This window comes from Aurantibacter sp. UH7, from assembly GCF_056839165.1.
This window is the reverse complement of record NZ_CM166388.1, coordinates 3030322-3054275: the sequence shown is the minus strand read 5'-3', so window position 1 is coordinate 3054275 and position 23954 is coordinate 3030322. Positions and strand designations below refer to the sequence as shown.

Below are 23954 nucleotides of genomic sequence, written 5' to 3'. Positions count from 1 at the left end.
TATCAACAAAGCTGTAAGTAGTTTTATTAATAATTTAGATTATTAATACGAAACCTACAATAAAATACAAGCATAGCTAATGTCAGAAGCAATACTAGAACTTAAGGATGTAGCGGTTTTTCAAAAAGAAAGTCTGGTACTAAACAATATTAGTCTTCAGGTAAATAAAGGTGATTTCGTATACCTCATTGGTAAAACTGGTAGCGGTAAAAGCAGTTTTATGAAAACACTTTATGGTGATTTACCGTTACGCCAGGGTACTGGCCAAATTGTGGATTTTGATTTGACTAAACTTCAGGAAAAAGACATTCCTTTTCTTCGTAGAAAATTAGGAATCGTTTTTCAAGATTTTAAATTACTACCAGACCGAAATATTTACAACAACCTCCTTTTTGTTTTAAAAGCTACTGGTTGGAAAGACAGTAATAAAATAGACAAGAAAATTCAAGAAGTTCTTGAAAAAGTTGGCATGAAAACCAAAGGTTTTAAATTCCCACACCAAGTATCGGGTGGTGAACAACAACGTGTTGCAATTGCAAGAGCTTTACTAAATGACCCAGAATTAATAATTGCTGATGAGCCTACTGGAAATTTGGACCCACAAACCAGTGTTGAAGTCATGAAAGTATTGCAAGACATTAACAAAGCAGGACGCACCATTTTAATGGCAACACATGATTACGCCTTGATTCTAAAATTCCCTTCTAAAACCTTAAAATTAGATGGCAACCGTGTATTTGAAGTTATACAGCGTGCTGGATAAAAGCTTTAAGATTCTACCATAACAATAATTAATTAAAAGTGTTTATCCTTTTATTACTTTCTCTGAAATAAATGGCTGATTATAATGCCTTGTTCCTGTAGCTTTATACAATGCATTGGCCACCGCACCGAAAACAGGTGGAAATGGAGGTTCTCCCATACCTGTTGGGTCGATTTCATTCTGCACGAAATGCACGTCGATTTTTTTTGGCGTTTCTTTCATCCGAATCATTTGATATTGGTGGAAATTATTTTTCTGAGGTACCCCGTCCTTAAAGGGCAATTCTCCAAAAAGGGCATTTCCTACACCATCGGTTATAGCACCTTCTGCCATATTCGTAGCCGCATCAGGATTTACCACAACGCCGCAATCAATGGCACAACAAACTTTTTCCACCACAGGCTTGCCATTTTCTATCTTTAAATCTAGCACATGTGCGGCATAAGAGTTATGACAAAAATAGGCAGCAACGCCACGATGTTTCGTAGTGTCATTTGTCTTCCAACCCGATTTTTCCCGAACCAGTTCCAAAACTTCGGCATAGCGATTGGCGTCGTATTCATTATTTTCACCGACCGGATTTTCCTTTGCTCGTTTTAATAGATTCAATCGAAATTGTATGGCGTCTTTGCCCATGGTTTCGGCAACTTCGTCTAAAAATGCCTGTTCGGCACCAGCCATAAAATTGGATCTTGGGGCTCTAAAAGCACCTATGGTAATATTAGAATCAATGCTCCACTCTTCGGCCATATAATTATCAATGGCACCAGCAGGAAAGCGATTAGCGAATAACGGACTTTCTGGTATTCCGCCAGCCTTCACATGTAAAGCTGTTAGATTATTTTTTTCGTCAAATGCAGCGCGGTAGGTCGCGTGATAAGTAGGACGATAAATTCCTGTCGTCATATCATCTTCGCGACTATATATTAATTTTATAGGAGCACTTACCTTTTGGGATATAAGGGCTGCTTCAACCACGAAGTGCGCATAGCCCTTTCGACCAAAACCGCCACCCATTCTAGGCAATTCCATTTCAATATTCTCTTTCGGAATACCCAAACTACTAGCAAGGGTAGGAATAATAAAGGCTGGAATTTGAATAGGCGCAGCAATTTTCACGGTATCACCTTCCACATGTGCAAAAGCATTTATAGGCTCCATACTATTATGCGCAAGAAAAGGAGCCGAATAGCTTCTTTCCAAAACCTTTGTTGCTTTACGGAATGCATCCTCAGGATTCCCATCCTTACGAACAACATTTCCAGGTATAGCCGCAAGGGCTGCCATTTGTGTCTTATGGGTGTCACTAGATTCTAATGCTGCAGGGGTATTTCTTGTTTCCATTCCAAAAAAACCATTGAAAATTTCAGTACTTGCAGTAATGGGCTTCCAGTCCACATTTAATTTCTTTTTGGCCTGCATGACTTCCCATGTAGAGTTACCTACTATCGCAACTAGTTCAGGAAAAGCGTTGGTATCAAAACCGTGTTTTTGAAATCCCTCTTTGTAGCTTTTTATAGTAACTATATCTTTGATGCCCTTCATGGCTTTTGCCGCTTCACTATCAACTGATTTTAAGGTCATGCCAAAAGCGGGTGGATGTACAATCATGGCGATTAACATTCCTTCCTTTTGGTAATCCATTCCAAACATGGGTTCGCCAGTAACGATACTTTTTGCATCTACATTTTTTTGTGAGCGGCTGATTAGTTTAAAATCTTTTACTTCTTTTAATTGTACTACTTCTGGCACGGCAAGCGTTGCTGCTACCGAAGCCATTTCACCGTACCCAGCAGATTTTTTCGTAGGTGCGTGTTGCAATACCCCAGCCTCTGTGGTAATTTCATCTACAGGCACCTGCCATTTTTGCGCAGCTGCTTCTTTCAACATGTGCCTAGCAGTAGCTCCAGCCATTCTAAGGGGTTGCCATCTAGCACTTATTCCTCTGCTACCTCCGGTGAATTGAAAACCATATTTTTCTTCATGATAAGGTGCTTGTTTTACTAGTACGTTTTTCCAGTCCACATCTAACTCTTCCGCCACCAACATAGGCATTGAAGTTCTGATATTTTGACCGAATTCAGGATTGGGGGTGTAAATGGTAACGAGACCGTTATCGCCAATCTTAAGATAAGAGTTCATGTCGAACCATTCTTCGGGCATTTCAATAGCCGCCATTTCTGCCACTTTTTCTGGCTTACAAGAATTCAACCAACTAAAACCTAAAACGAGTCCGCCCCCAGCGAGGCTAGTATTTTTTATAAAAGAACGTCTTCCTATGTTTGTTTTTAAAAGTGTCATAAATTCAGTTTTAGGAATTAGATGGGGCTTCAGCAGCAATTTTTATTGCTTTTTTGATTCTTGTATAGGTACCACAACGGCAAATATTTCCATTCATAGTATCTTCAATTTCTGTATCTGTAGGGTTAGGATTTCGTTTTAAAAATGCACTCGCATTCATAATTTGACCGGCTTGGCAATAACCACATTGGTAGACATCTACTTCCAACCAAGCCTTTTGAACAGGATGATCTCCGTTTACAGAAAGCCCCTCAATGGTCGTTATCGATTGCTCACCAACGGCAGAAACTGGTAGCTGGCAAGAACGAACCGCATTATCACCTAAGTGAATAGTACATGCCCCACATTGTGCTATACCACAACCAAATTTTGTTCCTACCAATTTTAGATGATCTCGTAGCACCCAAAGCATTGGGGTAGTTGGGTCTACATCTATTTCTTTTGTTTGTCCATTAACTTTTAAACTGAAATTTGCCATAGTAGATGCTTTTAATTGAGTTCCTTTAAATTAAGATATTTTTTCAATTCTATATCAGGTTTAGTACTATTAACCTTACGTAAATCAATTATTTTTGGGCTATTTAGCGTTATAGACTTCATCTGTTACCGGTTCCATCCATTCTACAATCCCCTGTTCCGTATTGGGAATAATATAAAGTTGTTGTAAACCTACGTCAGGGCTTGCCCCGTGCCAGTGTTTTACATTAGGCGGACATTTTACCACATCCCCTTTTTTGATGATTTCAATTTCTTGCCCTTCGACTTGGTGATAGCCGACCCCATCGGTAATAATCAGTATTTGACCTGAGGGGTGGGTATGCCAATGGCTTCTTGCCATTGGTTCAAAATGAACATTACCAGCAAGTGTTGTGAGTGTTGAATCTGGTGCAACCAATCGAATAGCATAGGCATTCCCGGTAAACCATTCATCCGAACCTTTTTTGCCCTTTGGAAAAATGGCATTCAATTCGGTCTTGTCCGATTCCGTATTTTCTTGTTTATCATTTTTTGTGTTGCAGGCTTGACCTAACAATAGTAGGATGGCAATTGCGAGTGTTATTGTTATTTTCATTTTATCTATTTTAAATTTTATTGATTATTTCTTTTGCAAAAGCACCTCCTACCATAACATCATCAGGAACATCTTTGGAAACAACCTTAGACAAAAATAAAAATCTCTAATCTACATTTGTTACACCAATTACGTACATAATGTCAAATATCACTTATTTTTATAAAAATAATAACTCAATTGAAAGAACTAGGTCAAAATAAGCCTCGCATTGTGCTTTTGGAATTATCGAAGGAAACAGGATTTCCGATAGATTTTAATACGCACTACCATACGCATTTGCTTTGCCATCAAGGAAGTATTTCTTTTCTGTTCAATAACATTGAGATGACTTGCAAAGGCAATGAATTTTTGTTCTGGTTTGCTGAAAGCCAATTGAAGAATTTGGTGTTTTCCAAAGCCTTTAAGGCAACGGTTTTGTTGGTAGAAAAACGTTTTTTAGATGATAATATCCCCAACCAAAGTTGGAGTATAGATTCCATACTGCATTCCCGTCAATACCCTATCAAACAATTGAAAGAAAAGAATGATAGGCAAAGGGTTTTATCAAATTTTACAATGATACACGAAAGATTCCAAAATAGGGAACATCGTTTTTATGATGAGATTTTGAAACTACAATTGAGAGTATTCATTCTTGAAATGTGGCACACGTTTGCCAAGGAGTACGAGCGAAGAAAACGCACCTTGCAAAGCGGGTCATTGTACGAACGGTTCGTTCATTTAATTCAAGAGCATTGTATATTAGAAAGAGAAGTACAGTATTATGCAAATAAACTTAATGTCACTCCCAAATATTTGAATTTTGTATGCAAACAGAACTCAGGTGTAACAGCTTCTGAATGGATCCAACGTTACGTAAAAGAACGTATTATTCTTTATTTGCAGAATAAAAATCTTAGTATAGCAGAAATTGCCGATACCATGATGTTTTCAAGTCGCTCGTTTTTCACGAGGTATGTGAAAAAAGTTTTAGGCACAACTCCAACCCAATACAGAAATCGATTAGAATAATGCCATTTATAACTGTCAGTTTTTGACCTCTAGAGGTAGTTCATCAAAGTTCTTTATAAAGGTTTGATGTTTTTAGTTCAGAAATACCTAAACCCAGTTAAACCCAAAACATTAGGACTCCCATCGGTTGGGTATTTTGCTGAAAAATTACATTTATCCTCAAACTATTTTGGTGACTTGGTAAAAAAAGAAACAGGTAAATCTGTTTTATAACTAATCTGGATAATCTAACTGAAGAGGCTAAAGATAGAGCATTCCAATTTAGCAAAACAGCAAGTGAAATAGCTTACGATTTAGGTTTTAGATATCCCAATCATTTTAGTTGACAGTTTAAGAAAAAAGTGGGTTACTCGCCAAATAAAAATAGGATGCTCTATTGAAAATTTAGGATTAGTATTTCAACAACTAGTTTATCTAGAAATTCCGCCATCAATTGTAAGACATTCTCGATACATTACTTGCCTCATCTGAAGCAAGATAAAGATTACCGTACCCAATATCTATAGGTTGGGCTGCAGATTGTAAAGGGCCACTTTTTTTAATACATTCTATTCTACCATACTTATTTTTTTTCATATAAGGCACTACTGCTTGTGCACATATAAAGACTCCTTTTAAGTTTACATCAATTAAAGCATCCAAAGCCTCTTCAGACATTTTTTCGAGTGTTTTATCTCGAGCAATTCCCGCATTATTTATTAAGATATCTATTTTTTCATATATGGAATATACAGCTTCAAACAGCTTTTCAATAGCCTTTTTGTCCGTTACCGAAACAGCATGATATTCCGCTTTACCACTATTCAAATTTATCTAATCTGCTACTTATCGCCCTTCTTGTAAAAGATCTATGATAATTACAGTAGCTCCCTCTTTGGCGAAGAGTTCTGCGATAGCTTTTCCTATTCCTCTTGCTCCACCAATTACAGTAACTACTTTACCCTCAAGTCTCATTGTAACTTTTTGAATCGCTCCCATCATTACAGTGCTATTCTTAAAATTTGAACATCTCAAATCTTGACAAAGATTTTCTTTTTATAAAGTATGTAAAGTAATAACCAAACCAATGCTAAAGCCCCTAAAGCATTAATTACTTCATGCCACTTTTCTGGTAACGGTGAATAAATACCGCCTAGCAATTGTTCTGATGTGTATGAGAATTCTATAAATCGGTAGGCATAGTAAATAACTAAGGAGTTCATCCCAATTACTTTAAAGAAGAAAGTCCACTTTTGATAGCCTTTCACATCAATAACCCAATAAAACAATGCCATTATCAAAAAGCCCAAGCCGCTAGTTAGCGTCACAAAAGAACTTGACCAAAGTCGCTTATTTATAGGGAAATGCAAGTTCCAAATTAAGGCAATAACAACACATATCACACCTACAATAATTAGGGTTTTCGTTTTTTTATTTTCCGTTGATTTACTATTAAGAATATCCCCGGCAATGCTTCCAAAAATAGCAATACAAACTGCCGAAAAAGTGGTTAATATGCCAAGCTCATCGAATGTTACTTGATGAAGTCTACCTGGCAAAAAAGTTCGGTCGAACCAACCTACTAAATTGCCTTCAAAAGATAAATCACCAGCTCCGTAACCCGGAACGGGCACCAAAAACATAGCAGCGTAATATGCTATAAGAATTCCTGCAATCCAATATGCTCGTTTAATTGTTGAATAATTCAAGTACAACAAACAGGTAATAAAACTAGCAATACCAATACGACCCAAAACGCTACCCAATCTAATTTTAGAAGGTTCGAAATATGGAAATGGGCTATTCTTATACAGTAACCCTAATAGAATAAGAATTACCATTCTAGTGAAAACCTTTTTATATAATTTCTTTTTGGGAATGCCCTTAGATATCCCATTACGTAATGAGAATGTTAATGACACACCTGTCATAAATAGAAATAAAGGAAAAATAAAATCATAAAAAACGAAGCCATTCCATGGAACATGTTCTAATTGATTTGCAATTGTGTCTACCCATGACATTCCTGTTTTACCATGTAATAAGGTGATGAAAGTCCCACCTCCTGCAATAAAAAACATATCGAAGCCACGTAATGTATCTAAGGAGAGTAAACGTCCTTTTCTCTTTTCTGACATTAGTTTGGTTGGTTTGGTTATAAATTTTTGTCAGATGCAATTTACACAAACTTGCAAATTTATGATCATTCTAAACTTTAAAACCTTCTCTTCTGACCAGAATATTGCATTGCTTCTCCTTTACCAAAACCGTAACTAAAACCTAATGCAACAAAAGTACCACGTAACCCACGACTGTATACTTCATAATCGTTTTGTGCAATTAGACTTTCATTAATTCGGGAAGCAAACAAATCGCGTACACTTAAATTCAATACAGCCTTACCTTTCATTATATTTTTACGAACACCCATATCCATAAATAAATAATCACTTTGAATACCTTGAACAGTTTTAACCTCAGATTTATAACTTCCAGTAGTTTCTACTTCAAAATCAGCAGGAAGTTTAAATTTGGCCATTAATTTAGAAGTCCATTGGTTGCCATTAAAATCGAAAACAGTATTCTCAAAAGTACCTACACGATCAAATTGGCTCCAATTGAAATCACCATTCAGGGTCATCCATTTCAATGGACTATATTTTCCATTAAACTCAATTCCTGTAGTGTTGTTTTCCCCAATATTTTCTGGTCGCACGGTGTTTACTTGATTTTCAAAAATTGAAACACGTTCGATTACATCTGTTGTATATCGGTGGTATACTCCAAAATTTAAGGATGCTCTTCCTAAAATGTAAATACTATTTATTTCATACGAATCGGTGAATTCTGGTTGTAAATCGGGATTTCCCTGTCGTATGCTAAAATTGTTTCTGATATTAAAAAACGGATTTAAGTCCCACATTCTTGGGCGGTAAACTCGTTTTGAATATCCTGCCTGAATTGAGATTTTATCTGAAAATTTATACGAAGTATGAGCACTTGGAAAGAAATTTGTATAATCGTGTTCATTCTCTTGGTTTGTATTAGCCAGTAAAGTATTTAAGCTTGTTTGCTCCAATCGCAGACCGGCCATTACACCCCATTTTTCACCTTCGTATGAACCAGTACCATAGAGACCAAGTACATTTTGTTGAAATTCAAAAACATTAGTTAAACCAGGATCTAACACAAAACTGATACCATCAAAATTACTTACCTCAAAATCATTGGCAACATCATTTAAAACATATTGCGCTCCTGTCTCTACTTTCCAGTGTTCTAAAAATGGTTTCGTGTAATCTAATTTAAAAGTATAAACTGCCTCTTTAAAATCGGTTCGAGTATTTTGTTGCGAATCAACATAGTCACCACTAATTCTAGTATTAAAAAATTCAGAAGATTGATCCTTAGCAAAAAAGCTTCCCAACGAACTGAAAACTAAATTATGATCTTCATCTCCTTCAAAATCTTTTTTATACTGTAATTCAAATTGCAATTTAGGATTCGTTGCTTCCGTTACTTCTGTTCGTTGCCATTCAGAAACGATTTCATTTGCACCAGCAATTTCACTGAAATTTGTACTCGATGGTTGATCTTCAATCTCCATCGCAAAATTACCGGATAGGGTTAATACATTAGAATCGTTGATGTAATAATCCGTTCCCAAAACAATATTATAATAGGTTTCATTTCTATATTCTGTTCCCGATGAAACTATAGTAGTATCGCTTACCAAGTCAACATTTCTATTAATTTTATCTTGTGGCAATTCACGTACGCCAAAACCTATTTGTGTAAAGAGATTAAACTTTTCACTTCTACGATTTAAACTTACTCCAATACTATGCGCATCCGGCGCACCAGTATTTACTGATACTGATCCATTTAAACCTTTTCGCTGTTCTTTTTTGATTACAATATTGATTATACCTGATGTTCCTTCGGCGTCATACTTGGCAGACGGGTTAGTTATTACCTCTACCCTATCAATCATGTCCGCAGTAATTGTACCTAATGTATTTCCTTGTTCACTAGCAATTACTGAGGGTTTTCCATTCACAAGAATTTGTACACCTTGACTACCACGTAAACTTATTTCTCCTTCTATATTTACATTTACAGAAGGCACATTATTTAGTATCTCCAATGCACTAGCACCTGTTGAACTTAAATCTTTACCTACATTAAAAACTCGCTTATCTAGTTTAAACTCTGTACGAGAAATTTCACCTTGCACCACGACTTCTTCAAGTTGTTCAGCATCTTCAACTAAGACTACTTCACCTAAATCTATGGTTTTATTTTGTGCAGGGGGCTGGGCATACGATTTCGTTTGAAAACCTAAAAAGCTAACTTCTATATAAAAATTAACTGCATCTGTTTCTAATGTAAAACTACCGTCTTCAAGAGTTGTGGTACCCTCAATTGGTTTCTTGGTTTCAGAATCCGCCACCAATACAGTAGCGAAACCAATCGGCTCATTGTTACTTTCTACAACTTTACCAACAATAGTTGTTGTATTCGTTTGCCCAAAAACAATCCCTAAATTTAAAAGCAAGAATACTAACATAAATAGATACTTCATGTTGCTCTTCATAATCCCAATTAAAATTTTGTATAGTAAAATATAGAATTTTATTTCAATAAATCAATTCATTTTCTTTGAACGACAGCGATAGTCATGTAAACGACATTTAAAATAAACATATGGCGTTTAACTACATAAATCTGTCGTTGGCAGTATTTTAAAATATCACCTAAAACTAAAATACTATTTTTATAATATGAGCACCAAAAAACATTTTTTAAACAATACTTCGAAAGAAGTGATTTTTCAAGTGGTGTTGAATATTGTTTTATTTTTATTCTTTTCTTTTGATAGAAACGAACCGCAAATACCCGAATTTAAAATAGTAGCTTATTTAAATTATGCTCTAGGTGCCTTGGTGATAAACTTTGTGCTTTTGCCTCGTTTTTTCTATCGAAAAAAATATCTACTTTTCTTTTTATATGTTTCTATAATGATAGCAGTGATTATTGCTATAGAAGAACTTGTACTTGAACAAATATATTATCCAGACACAAGAGGTAAACATTTTCAAGGTGTAATCTATTGCCTCTTAGATGTTATGCCTGTAATTACAATTTTAGCAGGTTTTAAATTTGCATGGGATGCATCAAAAAAGCAAATGGAAGTAGACGAATTAAGAGTATCTGTTCGCGATAGTGAACTGCAATTTTTGAAATCTCAAATTAACCCCCACTTCTTATTTAACAATCTAAACAACCTTTATTCGTATGCAATAATGCAATCGCCAAAAACACCGTCTATAATACTTGAACTCTCATCGGTACTTCGATATATGCTTTACGATTGTAAAGAAAAATTTGTGTTGCTTACTAAAGAAATTGAACATCTGAAAAATTTCACCAAACTTAATGAGCTTCAAATTGAAGAACGTGGTACAGTTGATATTTCTACTACAATGGCTAAATCTGGATTTAAAATTGCCCCGTTAATCCTAAATGTTTTTATTGAGAATGCTTTTAAACACAGTACCGCTAGTCAATCAAAAGATATTAGCATAAAAATTAACCTAGTTGTTGATGACGATGGAATATTAAATTTTAATTGTTCTAATACATTTCACCCTCTTGGAAATACCGAAAGCTTATCAAAAGGTATAGGCTTGAAAAATGTAAAAAAACGCTTGCAACTTTTATACCCAAATGCACATACTTTACAGATTGATGAAAGTGAAAATAATTACAACGTATCTTTAAAAATGGAATTAAAACCAGTTTAAAATGATTAGCTGCATTATCGTTGAAGATCAACCACCTGCACAAAGAGTGTTGCAGAAGTACATAGGTGAAATGGATAATTTAAATCTTAGAGCAACCTATGCTGATGCTATTCAATGCATGGCCTTTTTGAAAACTGAACCTGTAGATTTAATTTTTCTGGATATTCACTTACCCAGAATATCCGGAATCGATTTTTTAAAAAGTCTTAAATCTAAACCCCAAATAATTTTAACCACTGCGTTTTCAGAATATGCTTTAGAAAGCTATGAATATAATGTACTTGATTATTTATTAAAACCTTTTTCGTTTGAGCGATTTACTCAGGCAATTTCTAAAGTGACTTTATCTAGTGAAAGAAATTCAGATATACCAATTGAAAAAATCGTAAATACAAATGACATACTATTTATTAAATCTGGATACGAACATATAAAAATTAATATCGACGAAATTCTTTATATTAAGTCAGATGCTGACTATACCGAAATTTTTACCATCAAAAAAAAACACCTCACCCAAGAATCGCTTCGCTATTGGGAAAGTAATTTAGATATTAAAAAATTCATTCGTATTCATAAATCGTTTATTATTAACATATCGAAAATTGAAAAAATTTCGGGGAATCAAGTTCAAATTAATGAGAATACTTCGCTACCAATAGGTCGTGCTTTTAAAGAAGAATTCATGAAACTTGTTTTACATTAACACTTTAATTTCTACACCATGAAAGAGATAAAAAAAGAAGACATTAAACAGGAAGTATTTGACCTTTACGACGATTATGCACACAATAGAGTAAGTAGAAGATTATTCTTAGACAAACTATCTACATATGCAGTTGGCGGACTAACAGTTTCTTCATTACTCGGATTTATTTCGCCAGATTATGTAAAGAAAATTCAAATAACCCAAGATGATTCTCGCCTAAAATCTGAGTTTATTAATTACAAATCGGAGAAAGGTGGTGGTACTATAAAAGGTTTACTTTCACGACCAATTAACGCAGATAAAAAACTACCTGGCATTATTGTAGTGCATGAAAACAGAGGTTTAAATCCGCATATAGAAGATGTAGGTAGACGTGCTGGATTAGCAGGATTTATCTCTTTAGCTCCCGATGCTTTAACTCCACTTGGTGGTTATCCAGGCACCGATGATGAAGGCCGTGAATTACAACGTAAAAGAGACCGTGATGAAATGTTAGAAGATTTTATTGCCGCATTTGAATATTTAAAAAACCACCCAGAATGTTCCGGTAAAGTTGGTGTTGTTGGATTTTGCTTTGGCGGATGGATTTCAAATATGATGGCAGTTAAAGTTTCTGATTTAGGTGCAGCTGTTCCGTTTTACGGTGGTCAACCAAAAGAAAATATTGAAAAAATAAATGCGCCATTAATGCTTCATTTTGGCGAATTAGACAAACGTGTAAACGAAGGATGGCCAGCTTATGAAAGTGCGCTTAAAGCTAATGGAAAAGAATATGAAGCTTATATTTATGAAAATGCCAATCACGGTTTTCACAATGATACAACGCCAAGATATGATCGTGAAGCTGCGGAATTAGCGTGGACCAGAACAATAGAATTCTTTGAGAAAAATTTAGAATAAATTAGCTTAACCACAGCTCGTTATTCTTCTAACTTTGTAACATATTGATATATATTATCTGCAGAAGACACTTGCAATAAATCTGTTGATGGGGCTATAAATGTTTGCGAGCTTCTACCGTTAAGCGATACCTTTGAATTTACAAAGATTGATAAATTCTTATTACCATCAGAATCAAAAAGCAGTTTTAGATGTTGCGCAAATTGCCAAATCATGTCTGGTTGAAAACTCATTTGCTTTTCTTGAATAACTGATAAATATTGCGATGGATATACTGTGAATTTTCTATCCGTATCATTATCTACAACAGTAAATTCGGCGAAGCCGTTTTTCTCCATAACCATTACATGCCAAGCAAAACGAAGTCCGTTTTCAGTCCACAAAACATTATTTGATAATAAATAATGACGGAGCGGAAACGTAACTTGAAAGAAAATATAGAGCGACAATAATGGTAGTGTTATTCGGTTTGTTTTAAAACTCCTCGCATTACTAGACAATTCTTTTAATTGGACACCAATAAAACTTAACAGCCTTTTCCATTCATCAGCGGATATAAAAATAAGACTGGCCGCAATCATCATCCAAGGAAACATTCCAATATTGAAAAGCACATACGTTAATACATGAAAAACCACTACCAAAATATAGGCCCATGGTCTTGTACGTTTACAAAAAAGCAAACAAGGTATTGTTAAATCGTACAATACACCTGTATAACTAAATATATATGCAGCAATATCATGTTCAAAAAGACCACCTATAATTGGCGTATCTGTTCGAGCTTTCAACCAAATTCTTAACGGTTGGGCTTCAAATAACCAGTCAGATTTCAACTTGGCAATTCCACCAAAAAAATAGACAGTAGCTATTTGCAATTGTAAAATAAGAATTGTCCATAGCGGCACTTTAGCTAATCGAATATTCTTAAAAATTAAACTATCAAAACTATAGTTTCTATGCGCCGGAATCCATATTAATAAAAAAGCTACTAAGGAAGCAAAATAGTAGTGATTTAAATACCAGGATTTTTCTATGAGCTCCAAATACGTAAACGAAAGAAAAAATAGTACCGTTGCTATTCTATAGAAAAAACCGAGTGCAATGCATAAGGCAAATACAGCAGAAGCAACCACGATAATGTACATTGTTGATATATCGAAAGGTTTTATCCAATCGAAATATTGATATGTAAAATGAAAATCTGTTGATGTATAACAGGCTTCAACCCAGCCTTTATACATAAATCGTATTTGAGAAAAACAAAGCAATAATCCAAACGCAATTCTAAAAACCACCAAAGGGAGTATAGACTTTGGAGTTATTAGTTTAGTGCCTAATTCACTAATCACCGTCGTTATCGTTGAATGTTATTGTAGAACCTAAGATATTGGCCATATCAACTTTAACCAAAACCAACAAATCTCTGAAAGCGTTTTTTAAATCTAATACTGCATCCGGATTTGTCTCTATTTCTGTAACCAAGGAACCGTTAATAGCATCCAATTTTTCTTGACACACTGTAAACTGAACATGAATTTTATTAGAAAACTCTTCACTACCAATTAGCACTAAGAAATCATCAAAACCAATTCTAAATGGTGTCTCAGCGAAATCACCTTCATAAACACGTTTAAGAGCAATTAAATGTTGTTGAATAATCTCTTTAGAAGTTTCGCTTCTATACGCTTCTAATCTATCCGACTCAATAAATCCACCATTAGTATCACCTAAAGGATTCCCTAATTTTGAAATAATTATTTCTTCAATCAACGTGACCATAGCATTAATAACCTGGTTTTGAGTTCCGCTAATTCCGTTTTCTAATCCGCCAGTAAAAACATCTTTATTGGTTTCCCATAAACCCTCAAGTTGCATTGATTTAACAACCAAATTTTCTGTCATTGCAACTAAATAAGACAACCTTCTATCTGCGTTTTCTAGAGTTGTAAATACAGTTAAATCTTGTTTATTCTCAGCACCAAAAAGCAAATACTCGAGCCCCGAAATACCTTTTGATGAGGAACCTATAGAAGCAATAAAATCTGCATTAATAATATCTTCACCCGCAATATTTTCTTCAATACGTTCAGAATCTGTTGGCCAACGGTTAATTTCAAATGCTACAAAGCTATTTGCTACCTCACCTAAATCGTACAACTCTAATTGCTTCCAAACCCTTTGAACAACTTTCCATTGCTCTTGTAGTGCATTTAAATTAGCGATAGTAACTTCAGTCTTAAATACTGCTGCTAAAGATTCCAATTTTTCGGTTTCAGCAATAAAACTAATATTTAAGGGTGCAATTTCGTTATTATAAATATTTGCCAATTGGTTATATTTATAATATTCAACTTCAGATGAGTACTCCGCATCCTCCTCCTTATTACAGCTTATAAAAACCGTAAGTGAGGTTAAACAAAATACTAGTCCGAAAATGTAAATTCTTTTCATTTATTAGCTCTTATAATCCTTTACATATTATTCAAAAAAAGAAGTTTCTATTTTATAATGAATTTACAAAATCAATTAGTTTGGTTCTATCCGTACTAGACAATTTCATAAATGCTTCTTTTGAATTTGTTGCTTCTCCCCCATGCCATAAAATAGCTTCTTCAATATTTCTAGCACGACCATCATGTAAAAGATTGGTATGACCATTTACTGTTTCTATTAACCCTATTCCCCATAAAGGCGGTGTGCGCCATTCGGTACCAGTTGCATCAAAATCGGGTGTGTGATCTGCCAAATCTTCACCCATGTCATGCAATAATAAATCTGTATAAGGCCGAATCGTTTGATTTTCTAAGGCTTCAATATTATACGTTCCTGTTTGCATTTTTGGAATATGACATGCAACACAATTTATACTTTCAAAAAGTTGTTTTCCCTCTAATATATTTGGTTCATCAAAATCGCGCCTAGCAGGCACAGCTAAGGTTGCCGAATACAAAGTTACTTTATCCAAGTTTTCATCTTCTACTTCTGGACTTCCACCATTTGCCAATGTACCACAATCGACGCCTGGAGGACAATTCTCATCAGGGAACAAAGAAGAAGTAATTCCTAAATCTCCAGCAAATGCACCAGCTATTTGTTGTCTTAAATTTGGCTGATTACTTTTCCATCCAAACCTTCCTAATTTTTTAGTTCCGCTAGCTATATCATAAACATAATTCGGTTTTCCCGATACACCATCACCATCGCTATCACTTTCATCTGCATAACTTAAAATAGTATTTTCTGGCACAGCATCTAATAAACCTAAACCTATCATCTGATTGGCAACTCTTGGTGACACTTGCACATTAGCTGCCATGTCTCCATAATTTAAATCTGTAAAATAATAATCTGGTTTTTGGAGACTAACAGTAGAACCATCTGCATAAGAAACAACCATTGGTTCATAGGTGATTCTAATATTACCTTCTACTACTACGGTCTGGATAACATCGTCTTGAAATTGGCCTCCATAAATTGGATCTGGTAGATTTCCCCCATAAATATCTTTTCCAGGAATACTTAAGCGAAATAATAATCCAGTTGATTTTTCATCATCGTATTCAGGTGCTCTACCCCTACCGTCTTTAAAGTGACAACCGGAACAAGAACGCGCATTGAATAAAGGACCCAATCCATCACGCGCTGTTGTCGAAGCTGGAGCTGTAACCCAATTTTGATTAAAAAGTGAATTCCCGGTAAAGAAAAACAAACCATTTTCTTCATCTAGATTGGGTGCTTGAAAACCAAAAGCATTCTGTGAAAAATCGAAACTGGTAGTTTCACCTCCTGATAATTCTTCATTTTCTTCAGCCATCAATGGCACGTAACTTTCATCATCATTTTGACAACTAAAAAGTAATGAGAATAGCACTACAATCGTAATTTTCTTTACTAACAACTTACTAATCTTTGGTTCCTATATCAACAATAAAATCAGAACCGCTCATATCGAGTTGTTCTGATTTATAATTCTTTCTGCAAAAATAATACTTAGTCTGGTAATTCCGATGATACTGAAATACCTAATTCTGAAGCACCTTCAACAAATTTATCTCCTAAAGCACGTAAAGCATTTACTGCTTCTAAAACTTTTGGTCGTTCATCGGTATTTGAAATTGCAAAATCGAAAGGAACAGCTGTTGCATCTACCGCTGTTTCAGCTGCTACTAGTTGCGCTGTGATTTCCGCTCCTAATGTAGCATTAGCCTCAGTAATTAAATCTTCTAAAGAATTTCCACTTACCGAAGAATAACTTCCTCTAAAAACATTTGCTATTCCAGCCAAATTCAAGCGTAAATCTCTGTGCGTATTATCACTAAAACAAGAATGTTCATCTTCTTGATCTTGGTTATCATATGCAACAAATACACGTTCACCAGCCAATTCTGATTTCGATAAAGTTGAAATACCTGTAAAAATATTTTTCAAAGCTATATCCTCATCTAAGGCTAAAAATGTAGTTCTGTACGCACCACTTGGCTCCCATTCATCTAACATTAATTGTAAGTGATCTAAAAGCAATTCGGCAGTTGCAGCTAAATAAGCTCTTCTTCTATCTTGATTTGCCGCTGTTCCTTCATCAACAAAATCAGTATATGGTCGTTGTCCTGCTAATTTATCTGAAGGATCAGTATTGTCTTGACCCCACAATAAAAACTCAATAGCATGATAACCTACACTTATATTAGACTCTCCGCCTGCTTCATTTAAACTTTCTAATGTTGCTTTATCGATAGTTGGGTATGTGGTTAAATCATTAATAATACCTGAAGTCTCTGCTCCCGCTACATAATCAACATAGTTTTCATCAAGTGGCCATGCATTTAACAAACCTTCTGGACCATCGTTATCATCTATAGGTCCACTTGCAAAACGAAATGCTTCTGTTTGACCATAAGGCTCTCTAGCTGCTTTCCATGCAGTTTTTGCTGCTTCAAAATTATCATCTGTTGGCGTTGCAATGAATGTGTTAATTGCGGTTTGAAGAGACGCTGCTGCGTCATACGAATCTTGATAATTTTTATAAACTAAATCTGCATAATTCACAATGATAGTTAATTTTTCAATACCAGATTCCTCTTGATCTTTAGGTACTTCAACACTATTATCATCACTTGAACAAGCACCAATGATTAGGGCAAAAAGGCTGAAAAGGTAAAATTTAATTAAACGGTTTGTCATAGTATTTTTATTTAGACTGCTTTTAAATAGAAGCGCAAATATATTTTCATCCCACGAATTAAACAAGTTTATTTAGATTAAATTTAAATAATAATTATGTTAATTTTTTAAGGAAACGCTATCTACTATCCTTATCTGCAATAATCAATTTCGTAACTTTAATACATACAATACTTTTTGTTTAAAGGTTTAATTCTATTTGTTGTAATAATAAATACGAATTACCCATTAAAAAACACAACAAAACCAATGCCCGCTCAAGATTTACAGAATTCAGACTATCGTATTCGGAAGCTAATTGGTATTCTGGGTTTAGCCTTGCCCTTTTTACTACCATTGACAGAAAGTCAATTTCTTTCATCTATAAGTCACTATTATTACTTACCATTTTCATCATTATTATTTACCATTATCCTCTCGAGCTTTGGGTTGTTTTTAATATCTTATAGAGGATATAAATTGGATGATTCCGAAAAAATAAGTGATGATATGCTCACAAATATTGGTGGTCTAGCAGCACTAATTGTAGTATTTTTTCCAACCTATTGTTTTGGCAGTGAGAGTGTTATTATTGAAAAAATTTGTATTACCGAAAATTATCCGTTATTAGGACATAATGATAAAACGACTAATACCATACACCTCATAAGTGCAGGGATATTTATTTTTATCATGGGATGGATGTCTAAATACAAATTCACAAGAGGTAATGACATCACTAATAATAAAATCTATAGAATTTGTGGAAACATTGTTTGGGGCGCTATTGCCTTATTATTTGTATTATTTGTAGCAGACTTAATAGATGATGGATTTAAAATCACAAAGTACGATGTATATATACTTGAAACGATTGCAGTAATACCCTTTGCATTTTCATGGTTAATTAAAGGTAAAGCCATGGAAGACATTAAAGAACTTTTTGTTAAACCGACTAAATAACATCAGCTTGAAAAGCAATTTATTTAAAATTCAAATATTAGTAATTTCAATCTTCTTTGTCAGCTGCACTCAGGAGATGGAAAAAACGAAACAGCCTAATGTTTTATTTATCGCCATCGACGACCTTCGCCCAGAATTAGGGGCATACGGAAACGATTATGTTATTTCTCCGAATATTGATGCTATAGCAAATGAGGGTTCAATCTTTATGAATCATTATGTGCAAGTGCCCACTTGTGGTGCCTCTAGACACTCTTTATTAACAGGATACCGTCCGTGGAAACCAATTCATCTATCTAACCGAGCTATTGAACAAGAATTATCTAATAAGGCTGAAGATTCTGTACCAGAAACATTTATTCATCGTTTTAAACAAGAAGGATATCACACTATTGGAATCGGAAAAATTAGCCATTCTGCTGATGGATATCTTTATGAATATGAAGAAGAACCTACTCAAAAACGAGAATTACCACACAGTTGGAGCGAGTTACTTTTCAATTCAGGAAAATGGAAAACGGGATGGAACTCGTTTTTCGCTTATGCTAATGGAGAAAATCGGCAGAGCTTAAAAAAACAAGTGAAACCATATGAAGCTGGTGAAGTTGATGATGACGGATATCCAGATGGACTTACTACAGAAATAGCACTAACAAAAATTAAAGAACTCAAAAACCAGAACAAACCCTTTTTTTTGGGCGTTGGTTTTTTTAAACCCCACCTACCCTTTAATGCTCCAAAAAAGTATTGGGATTTATATAATCGTGATTCATTGCCGATTTCTAATAATCCATATATTCCTGAACATATTAATTTAAAAAGCTTGCATGAAAGTGGTGAATTCAACCAATATGCCTTAGGCGAAGAAAAAGCAAGTCTTTCTAAAGCTGTATCAGATGATTATTCCAGAAAATTAAAGCATGCCTACCTCGCTGCTATTAGCTATATAGATGTTCAAGTTGGACAAATTATGCAGGAATTAAAAGTATCGGGACTTGACAAAAACACCATCGTCGTTATATGGGGTGATCATGGCTGGCATTTAGGAGATCAGCGTGTTTGGGGCAAACATACGTTGTTCGAAAAAGCATTAAAAAGTACGCTTATAATCAAATCACCATTTATAAATCATCAAAATAAAAAAGTAGAAAACATTGTTGAATCTGTTGATATTTATCCAACGTTACTCGAATTAACTAATTTACCTATAAAACAAGTTTTAGATGGAGAAAGCTTTGTAAAAGCTATGACTACATCAGAGACAACATCAACTGAAGTTGCCTATAGCTACTATAAAAATGGAATTTCAATGCGAACGCCCAAATACCGCCTAACCAAATATTTTCGCGAAGACGAACCTAAGATAGAATTATATAATCATACGCTAAATATTGAGGAAAACCGAAACGTAGCTCCTGAACATCCTGAAATTGTAGCCGAATTAATGCCGCTATTAGAAGAAGGTAATTCCGGACTTTATAACAAAAATTAAGGACTTGACATCTTTACTTTAATTCTCCCAAAAGTTTTTCTTATTTTGCGGCTCTTAACAAAAAAATAACAATGGTTGTACTAGGTATTGATATTGGTGGTTCTGGCATGAAAGGAGCCTTAGTGAACTCTATTACGGGTGAAATGTTGACGAAACGTCACAGAATACCTACTCCAGAAGGACGCAAACCAAAAGATATGGCCAAAGTAGTAGCGCAACTCGTGGAGCACTTTGATCATAAAGGCCCTATAGGTATAGGATTTCCAACCAAAATAAAACATGGCATTTGTAAATCTCCTGGTAATCTTCACAGAAAATGGACAGGAATTGACGTAAAAGCACTTTTTAGTGAAGCCACCGGCTTACCTGTTGTAGTTGTAAACGATGCTGATGCTGCTGGATATGCCACAATGAATTATGGAATAGGTAAAGACAAGAAAGGTTTGGTAGTTATGATTACTATCGGCACAGGCCTGGGTAGTGGTGCATTTTTTGATGGAGAACTTATTCCAAACTTCGAATTAGGGCAGATACCATACAAAAAATTTAAAAAAATTGAACTTTGGGCTGCCGATTCTGCCAAAACTCGAGAAGAACTTACTTATAAGCAATGGGGTAAACGTTTTAATAAATTCTTGACTCTTGTTGAATTGATTGTGGCTCCTGATTTAATTATTTTAGGGGGAGGTGCTTCAAAGGATTTTGCTCAGTTTAAAAATTGTATTAAAATTGAAACACCAGTAGTACCTGCTGAATTAAGAAACTCCGCAGGAATTGTAGGTGCAGCCGCAGCGGCCTTACACGAGGCTCCACGAGATTAATTCCATTTAAGAATAAATACAAAAAAGCCCAAAGTTAACTTTGGGCTTTTTTGTATTAGACTATAACGTATCGTACTTATATTAAAGTATAAATGCACTTTAATATAAAAGCTAATTAGTCAATTATTTTAGCGCCCACTGGAGCAGAAAAATAACCATCTTCTAAGTTTTTAATATACTTAATATCTGATATTTCAATTTTGGTAATATATTCACCTTGTTGTTGGTTTTCTAACGTCCAATGCGTTTTTAGTCCGTTAGGCAATAGAATTCCATTCACATTAACTAATTCACCTACTTCCATGAATTTCTCCGGATTGTGACCTCCATCTTTAAAATACTTTGGATATGAAACTATATATCTCGTTGCTGTCAACAAATGACTTTCCTTATCGAATTGCAAAATATAATAATCATCAGGTGCATCACCAGTTCCCGCCTCAAAGGTTACTTTTACTACGTCATTAGATTTACCTTTAAACTTAGCTTCCGGTAGCAATTCTAAATTAACACCTTCTCCATCAAGAATAAAGGGGTGACCAAATAGATATAATGGAGTTAGTGCCCAAAATTTAGTATCGTATGCAAATGCCGTAGAATCTTTTGCTTGTACCCAAGCAGTAGCGCCATCCCATCCAAATTTAGCTTCCTCATCTGTTGTACTCGTATGCAAAGCTCTGTTATGCCATACATCTACAACTTGATAACTATCGCGAACAGTACTACCATCTAATGGTTGGTAGTTAAAGCGAAAAGATAAAGCTCCATTACTGTACCATTTTTCAAGTCCTCCATGAGCCTCCATAGCTTGCCAAACAACTTTACCAGCTTCACTACGCTCTAATCTTTCTTTTGCTTTTGCAACCCTATTCTTGACCCAAGAATTAGGAATCATCCCAGTTTTTTCTGTGGATTCATTAACAATTTCGGACTTCGAAATTTTGGTTTTTGTTTCTTCTTTACAACTAAAAACCAAAAATATTATGGCAAAGCTGAGGGTTCTTAATATTATGTTCATAAGCAATTTTTAAATTAAAAAAAGTAGTCGTTCCCATTTTACGGACATTACAAAAAGTTCAAAAAAAAACCCTGAACAAATGTTCAGGGTTTTCATATTAAGCTATTTTATTTCGCTTTCGTTCATTTTCTGTTAAGTAAATTTTACGAAGTCTTAAGTGCTTTGGAGTTACTTCTACATATTCATCTTTCTGTATATATTCTAAAGCTTCTTCCAAAGAGAATTTAATTGCAGGAACAATTTTTGCTTTGTCATCTGCACCTGAAGAACGTACGTTAGAAAGCTTCTTGGTTTTAGTGATATTGATTGTCATATCATCGCCACGAGAATTCTCTCCAATAACTTGACCCTCATAAATATCTTCACCTGGATCAACAAAAAACTTACCACGATCTTGTAGTTTATCAATAGAATAAGGAATTGCTTTACCTCTTTCCATTGAAACTAACGAACCATTCTGACGTTGAGGAATTTCACCCTTCATTGGTTGGTATTCTAAAAAGCGGTGTGCCATAATTGCCTCACCTGCAGTTGCTGTCAATAACTGGTTACGTAAACCAATAATACCACGAGAAGGAATTAAAAATTCGCATACCATACGGTCACCTTTAGCTTCCATACTAGTCATCTCACCTTTACGCATAGAAACCATTTCTACTGCTTTACCAGAAACTGTTTCCGGCAAATCGATAGTTAATGATTCAATTGGCTCACATTTAACACCATCAACCTCTTTAATAATTACTTGTGGCTGACCAATCTGCAATTCGTATCCTTCACGACGCATAGTTTCAATTAAAACCGATAAGTGTAATACACCACGACCAAAAACTAAAAATTTATCGGCACTATCTGTTTCATTAACACGTAATGCCAAATTCTTTTCAAGCTCACGCTCTAAACGTTCCTTGATATGTCTTGATGTTACAAATTTACCATCTTGACCAAAAAACGGACTATCGTTAATGGTGAACAACATACTCATTGTAGGCTCATCAATAGCAATAGTTTTCAATCCTTCAGGAGCTTCAATATCAGCAACTGTATCACCAATTTCAAATCCTTCCAAACCAACTATCGCACAAATATCACCTGTTTCTACTTCTTTTACTTTTAGACGACCTAAGCCTTCAAAAGTAAATAACTCCTTAATTTTTGTCTTAACAATACTACCATCGCGCTTTACCAAAGAAACCTGCTGTCCCTCTTTTAAGCTACCACGTTGTAAACGACCGATAGCAATTCTACCTGTAAACGAAGAGAAATCCAAAGAAGTAATCAACATTTGAGTATTTCCTTCTTCAGTCTCAAAAGTAGGAATATGCTCAATAACCATATCTAATAATGGTTCTATGTTTTCTGTTTCATTTTGCCAATCGTCACTCATCCAGTTATTCTTAGCTGAACCGTAAACAGTCGGGAAATCTAACTGCCATTCTTCGGCACCTAATTCGAACATTAAATCGAAAACTTTTTCATGCACCTCTTCTGGTGTACAGTTTTCTTTATCTACCTTATTAATTACCACACAAGGCTTTAAACCTAAATCAATAGCTTTTTGAAGTACAAAACGCGTTTGAGGCATTGGTCCTTCAAAAGCATCAACAAGTAACAAAACACCATCTGCCATGTTTAAAACACGTTCTACTTCACCACCAAAATCGGCGTGACCAGGGGTGTCAATAATATTGATTTTAGTGTCTTTATACACTACAGAAACATTCTTAGAGGTAATAGTAATTCCTCTTTCACGTTCTAAATCGTTATTATCTAATATTAAGTCTCCTGTGTTTTCGTTATCACGAAACAACTGACAGTGATACATAATTTTATCAACCAATGTAGTTTTACCGTGGTCAACGTGGGCAATGATGGCAATATTCTTTGTTACAGACATAAGTTCTAATTTCAGCGGGCAAAGATACTGCTAATTTTAAAGCAGTACCAATAAG

At 34.9% G+C, this 23954-nt stretch carries 20 protein-coding genes and 1 pseudogene; 9 read left to right on the top strand and 12 right to left on the bottom strand.

The annotated features are described in order from the left end of the window. Positions 1-79 precede the first annotated feature (79 nt). Positions 80-763, top strand: coding sequence for a cell division ATP-binding protein FtsE (locus tag UH7x_RS12790; protein WP_482360315.1), 684 nt, complete (start codon positions 80-82; stop codon positions 761-763). A 42-nt stretch (positions 764-805) separates the two neighbouring features. On the opposite strand, the gene UH7x_RS12785 is transcribed toward UH7x_RS12790, so the two are convergent. From UH7x_RS12785 to UH7x_RS12775, 3 genes are all read right to left on the bottom strand, one after another. Continuing rightward, complete coding sequence (locus UH7x_RS12785; protein WP_482360314.1) at positions 806-3064, bottom strand: xanthine dehydrogenase family protein molybdopterin-binding subunit; 2259 nt, start codon at positions 3062-3064, stop codon at positions 806-808. 10 nt (positions 3065-3074) lie between these two features. Next, entirely contained in the window at positions 3075-3542 is a 468-nt protein-coding gene (locus UH7x_RS12780; protein ID WP_482360313.1) for a (2Fe-2S)-binding protein, read from the bottom strand. 99 nt (positions 3543-3641) lie between these two features. Then, positions 3642-4136: a cupin domain-containing protein gene (locus tag UH7x_RS12775; RefSeq protein WP_482360312.1), complete on the bottom strand. Its 495-nt coding sequence runs from the start codon at positions 4134-4136 to the stop codon at positions 3642-3644. Between the two features lie 180 nt (positions 4137-4316). On the opposite strand from UH7x_RS12775, the gene UH7x_RS12770 reads away from it, so the two are divergent. Both UH7x_RS12770 and UH7x_RS12765 read left to right on the top strand, forming a co-directional pair. Then, positions 4317-5150: a helix-turn-helix domain-containing protein gene (locus tag UH7x_RS12770; RefSeq protein WP_482360311.1), complete on the top strand. Its 834-nt coding sequence runs from the start codon at positions 4317-4319 to the stop codon at positions 5148-5150. Between the two features lie 66 nt (positions 5151-5216). Beyond that, a complete protein-coding gene (locus UH7x_RS12765; protein ID WP_482360310.1) occupies positions 5217-5363 on the top strand; it encodes a hypothetical protein in 147 nt (48 codons plus the stop codon). A gap of 216 nt (positions 5364-5579) precedes the next feature. Here UH7x_RS12765 and UH7x_RS12760 read toward each other — a convergent pair. From UH7x_RS12760 to UH7x_RS12750, 3 genes and pseudogenes are all read right to left on the bottom strand, one after another. Further along, a pseudogene (locus UH7x_RS12760) lies at positions 5580-6104 on the bottom strand (SDR family NAD(P)-dependent oxidoreductase). A 56-nt stretch (positions 6105-6160) separates the two neighbouring features. Beyond that, positions 6161-7267: an acyltransferase family protein gene (locus UH7x_RS12755; protein ID WP_482360309.1), complete on the bottom strand. Its 1107-nt coding sequence runs from the start codon at positions 7265-7267 to the stop codon at positions 6161-6163. Between the two features lie 77 nt (positions 7268-7344). Beyond that, entirely contained in the window at positions 7345-9726 is a 2382-nt protein-coding gene (locus UH7x_RS12750) for a TonB-dependent receptor (RefSeq protein WP_482360308.1), read from the bottom strand. A 187-nt stretch (positions 9727-9913) separates the two neighbouring features. Here UH7x_RS12750 and UH7x_RS12745 point away from each other — a divergent pair, with 187 nt between their 5' ends. The 3 genes from UH7x_RS12745 to UH7x_RS12735 are packed head-to-tail and all read left to right on the top strand — an operon-like array spanning position 9914 to position 12545. Continuing rightward, a complete protein-coding gene (locus UH7x_RS12745) occupies positions 9914-10936 on the top strand; it encodes a sensor histidine kinase (RefSeq protein WP_482360307.1) in 1023 nt (340 codons plus the stop codon). A 1-nt stretch (position 10937) separates the two neighbouring features. Next, positions 10938-11642: a LytR/AlgR family response regulator transcription factor gene (locus UH7x_RS12740; protein WP_482360306.1), complete on the top strand. Its 705-nt coding sequence runs from the start codon at positions 10938-10940 to the stop codon at positions 11640-11642. A gap of 18 nt (positions 11643-11660) precedes the next feature. Then, a complete protein-coding gene (locus UH7x_RS12735; RefSeq protein ID WP_482360305.1) occupies positions 11661-12545 on the top strand; it encodes a dienelactone hydrolase family protein in 885 nt (294 codons plus the stop codon). A 20-nt stretch (positions 12546-12565) separates the two neighbouring features. Here UH7x_RS12735 and UH7x_RS12730 read toward each other — a convergent pair whose 3' ends face one another. The 4 genes from UH7x_RS12730 to UH7x_RS12715 form a co-directional block, all read right to left on the bottom strand. Then, complete coding sequence (locus tag UH7x_RS12730; RefSeq protein ID WP_482360304.1) at positions 12566-13897, bottom strand: HTTM domain-containing protein; 1332 nt, start codon at positions 13895-13897, stop codon at positions 12566-12568. Then, on the bottom strand, positions 13890-14999 hold the full coding sequence (locus UH7x_RS12725) for an imelysin family protein (RefSeq protein ID WP_482360303.1): 1110 nt from the start codon (positions 14997-14999) through the stop codon (positions 13890-13892). Before UH7x_RS12725 ends, UH7x_RS12730 begins: the two co-directional genes overlap by 8 nt. Before the next feature lie 52 nt (positions 15000-15051). Then, positions 15052-16446, bottom strand: a complete 1395-nt coding sequence (locus tag UH7x_RS12720) for a di-heme oxidoreductase family protein (RefSeq protein WP_482360302.1) — start codon at positions 16444-16446, stop codon at positions 15052-15054. Between the two features lie 92 nt (positions 16447-16538). Beyond that, positions 16539-17729, bottom strand: a complete 1191-nt coding sequence (locus tag UH7x_RS12715; protein WP_482360301.1) for an imelysin family protein — start codon at positions 17727-17729, stop codon at positions 16539-16541. A 249-nt stretch (positions 17730-17978) separates the two neighbouring features. On the opposite strand from UH7x_RS12715, the gene UH7x_RS12710 reads away from it, so the two are divergent. The 3 genes from UH7x_RS12710 (at position 17979) to ppgK (ending at position 20984) form a co-directional block, all read left to right on the top strand. Then, entirely contained in the window at positions 17979-18671 is a 693-nt protein-coding gene (locus UH7x_RS12710) for a hypothetical protein (RefSeq protein ID WP_482360300.1), read from the top strand. A 76-nt stretch (positions 18672-18747) separates the two neighbouring features. Continuing rightward, entirely contained in the window at positions 18748-20163 is a 1416-nt protein-coding gene (locus UH7x_RS12705; protein WP_482360299.1) for a sulfatase, read from the top strand. Positions 20164-20234: 71 nt separating this feature from the next. After that, complete coding sequence (ppgK, locus tag UH7x_RS12700) at positions 20235-20984, top strand: polyphosphate--glucose phosphotransferase (protein ID WP_482360298.1); 750 nt, start codon at positions 20235-20237, stop codon at positions 20982-20984. A 115-nt stretch (positions 20985-21099) separates the two neighbouring features. Here ppgK and UH7x_RS12695 read toward each other — a convergent pair whose 3' ends face one another. Both UH7x_RS12695 and typA read right to left on the bottom strand, forming a co-directional pair. Continuing rightward, positions 21100-22002, bottom strand: coding sequence for a hypothetical protein (locus UH7x_RS12695; protein WP_482360297.1), 903 nt, complete (start codon positions 22000-22002; stop codon positions 21100-21102). A gap of 97 nt (positions 22003-22099) precedes the next feature. Then, positions 22100-23899 carry a translational GTPase TypA gene (typA, locus tag UH7x_RS12690; RefSeq protein WP_482360296.1) on the bottom strand — a complete coding sequence of 600 codons (1800 nt, stop codon included), beginning with the start codon at positions 23897-23899 and terminating at the stop codon, positions 22100-22102. Between the last annotated feature and the right edge of the window lie 55 nt (positions 23900-23954).

Coding starts and splice junctions, on each gene's coding strand:
- UH7x_RS12790 (WP_482360315.1), top strand. CDS start 80: ATGTCAGAAGCAATACTAGAACTTAAGGATGTAGCGGTTTTTCAAAAA.
- UH7x_RS12785 (WP_482360314.1), bottom strand. CDS start 3,064: ATGACACTTTTAAAAACAAACATAGGAAGACGTTCTTTTATAAAAAAT.
- UH7x_RS12780 (WP_482360313.1), bottom strand. CDS start 3,542: ATGGCAAATTTCAGTTTAAAAGTTAATGGACAAACAAAAGAAATAGAT.
- UH7x_RS12775 (WP_482360312.1), bottom strand. CDS start 4,136: ATGAAAATAACAATAACACTCGCAATTGCCATCCTACTATTGTTAGGT.
- UH7x_RS12765 (WP_482360310.1), top strand. CDS start 5,217: ATGTTTTTAGTTCAGAAATACCTAAACCCAGTTAAACCCAAAACATTA.
- UH7x_RS12755 (WP_482360309.1), bottom strand. CDS start 7,267: ATGTCAGAAAAGAGAAAAGGACGTTTACTCTCCTTAGATACATTACGT.
- UH7x_RS12750 (WP_482360308.1), bottom strand. CDS start 9,726: ATGAAGAGCAACATGAAGTATCTATTTATGTTAGTATTCTTGCTTTTA.
- UH7x_RS12745 (WP_482360307.1), top strand. CDS start 9,914: ATGAGCACCAAAAAACATTTTTTAAACAATACTTCGAAAGAAGTGATT.
- UH7x_RS12740 (WP_482360306.1), top strand. CDS start 10,938: ATGATTAGCTGCATTATCGTTGAAGATCAACCACCTGCACAAAGAGTG.
- UH7x_RS12735 (WP_482360305.1), top strand. CDS start 11,661: ATGAAAGAGATAAAAAAAGAAGACATTAAACAGGAAGTATTTGACCTT.
- UH7x_RS12725 (WP_482360303.1), bottom strand. CDS start 14,999: ATGAAAAGAATTTACATTTTCGGACTAGTATTTTGTTTAACCTCACTT.
- UH7x_RS12715 (WP_482360301.1), bottom strand. CDS start 17,729: ATGACAAACCGTTTAATTAAATTTTACCTTTTCAGCCTTTTTGCCCTA.
- UH7x_RS12710 (WP_482360300.1), top strand. CDS start 17,979: ATGCCCGCTCAAGATTTACAGAATTCAGACTATCGTATTCGGAAGCTA.
- UH7x_RS12705 (WP_482360299.1), top strand. CDS start 18,748: ATGGAAAAAACGAAACAGCCTAATGTTTTATTTATCGCCATCGACGAC.
- ppgK (WP_482360298.1), top strand. CDS start 20,235: ATGGTTGTACTAGGTATTGATATTGGTGGTTCTGGCATGAAAGGAGCC.
- UH7x_RS12695 (WP_482360297.1), bottom strand. CDS start 22,002: ATGAACATAATATTAAGAACCCTCAGCTTTGCCATAATATTTTTGGTT.
- typA (WP_482360296.1), bottom strand. CDS start 23,899: ATGTCTGTAACAAAGAATATTGCCATCATTGCCCACGTTGACCACGGT.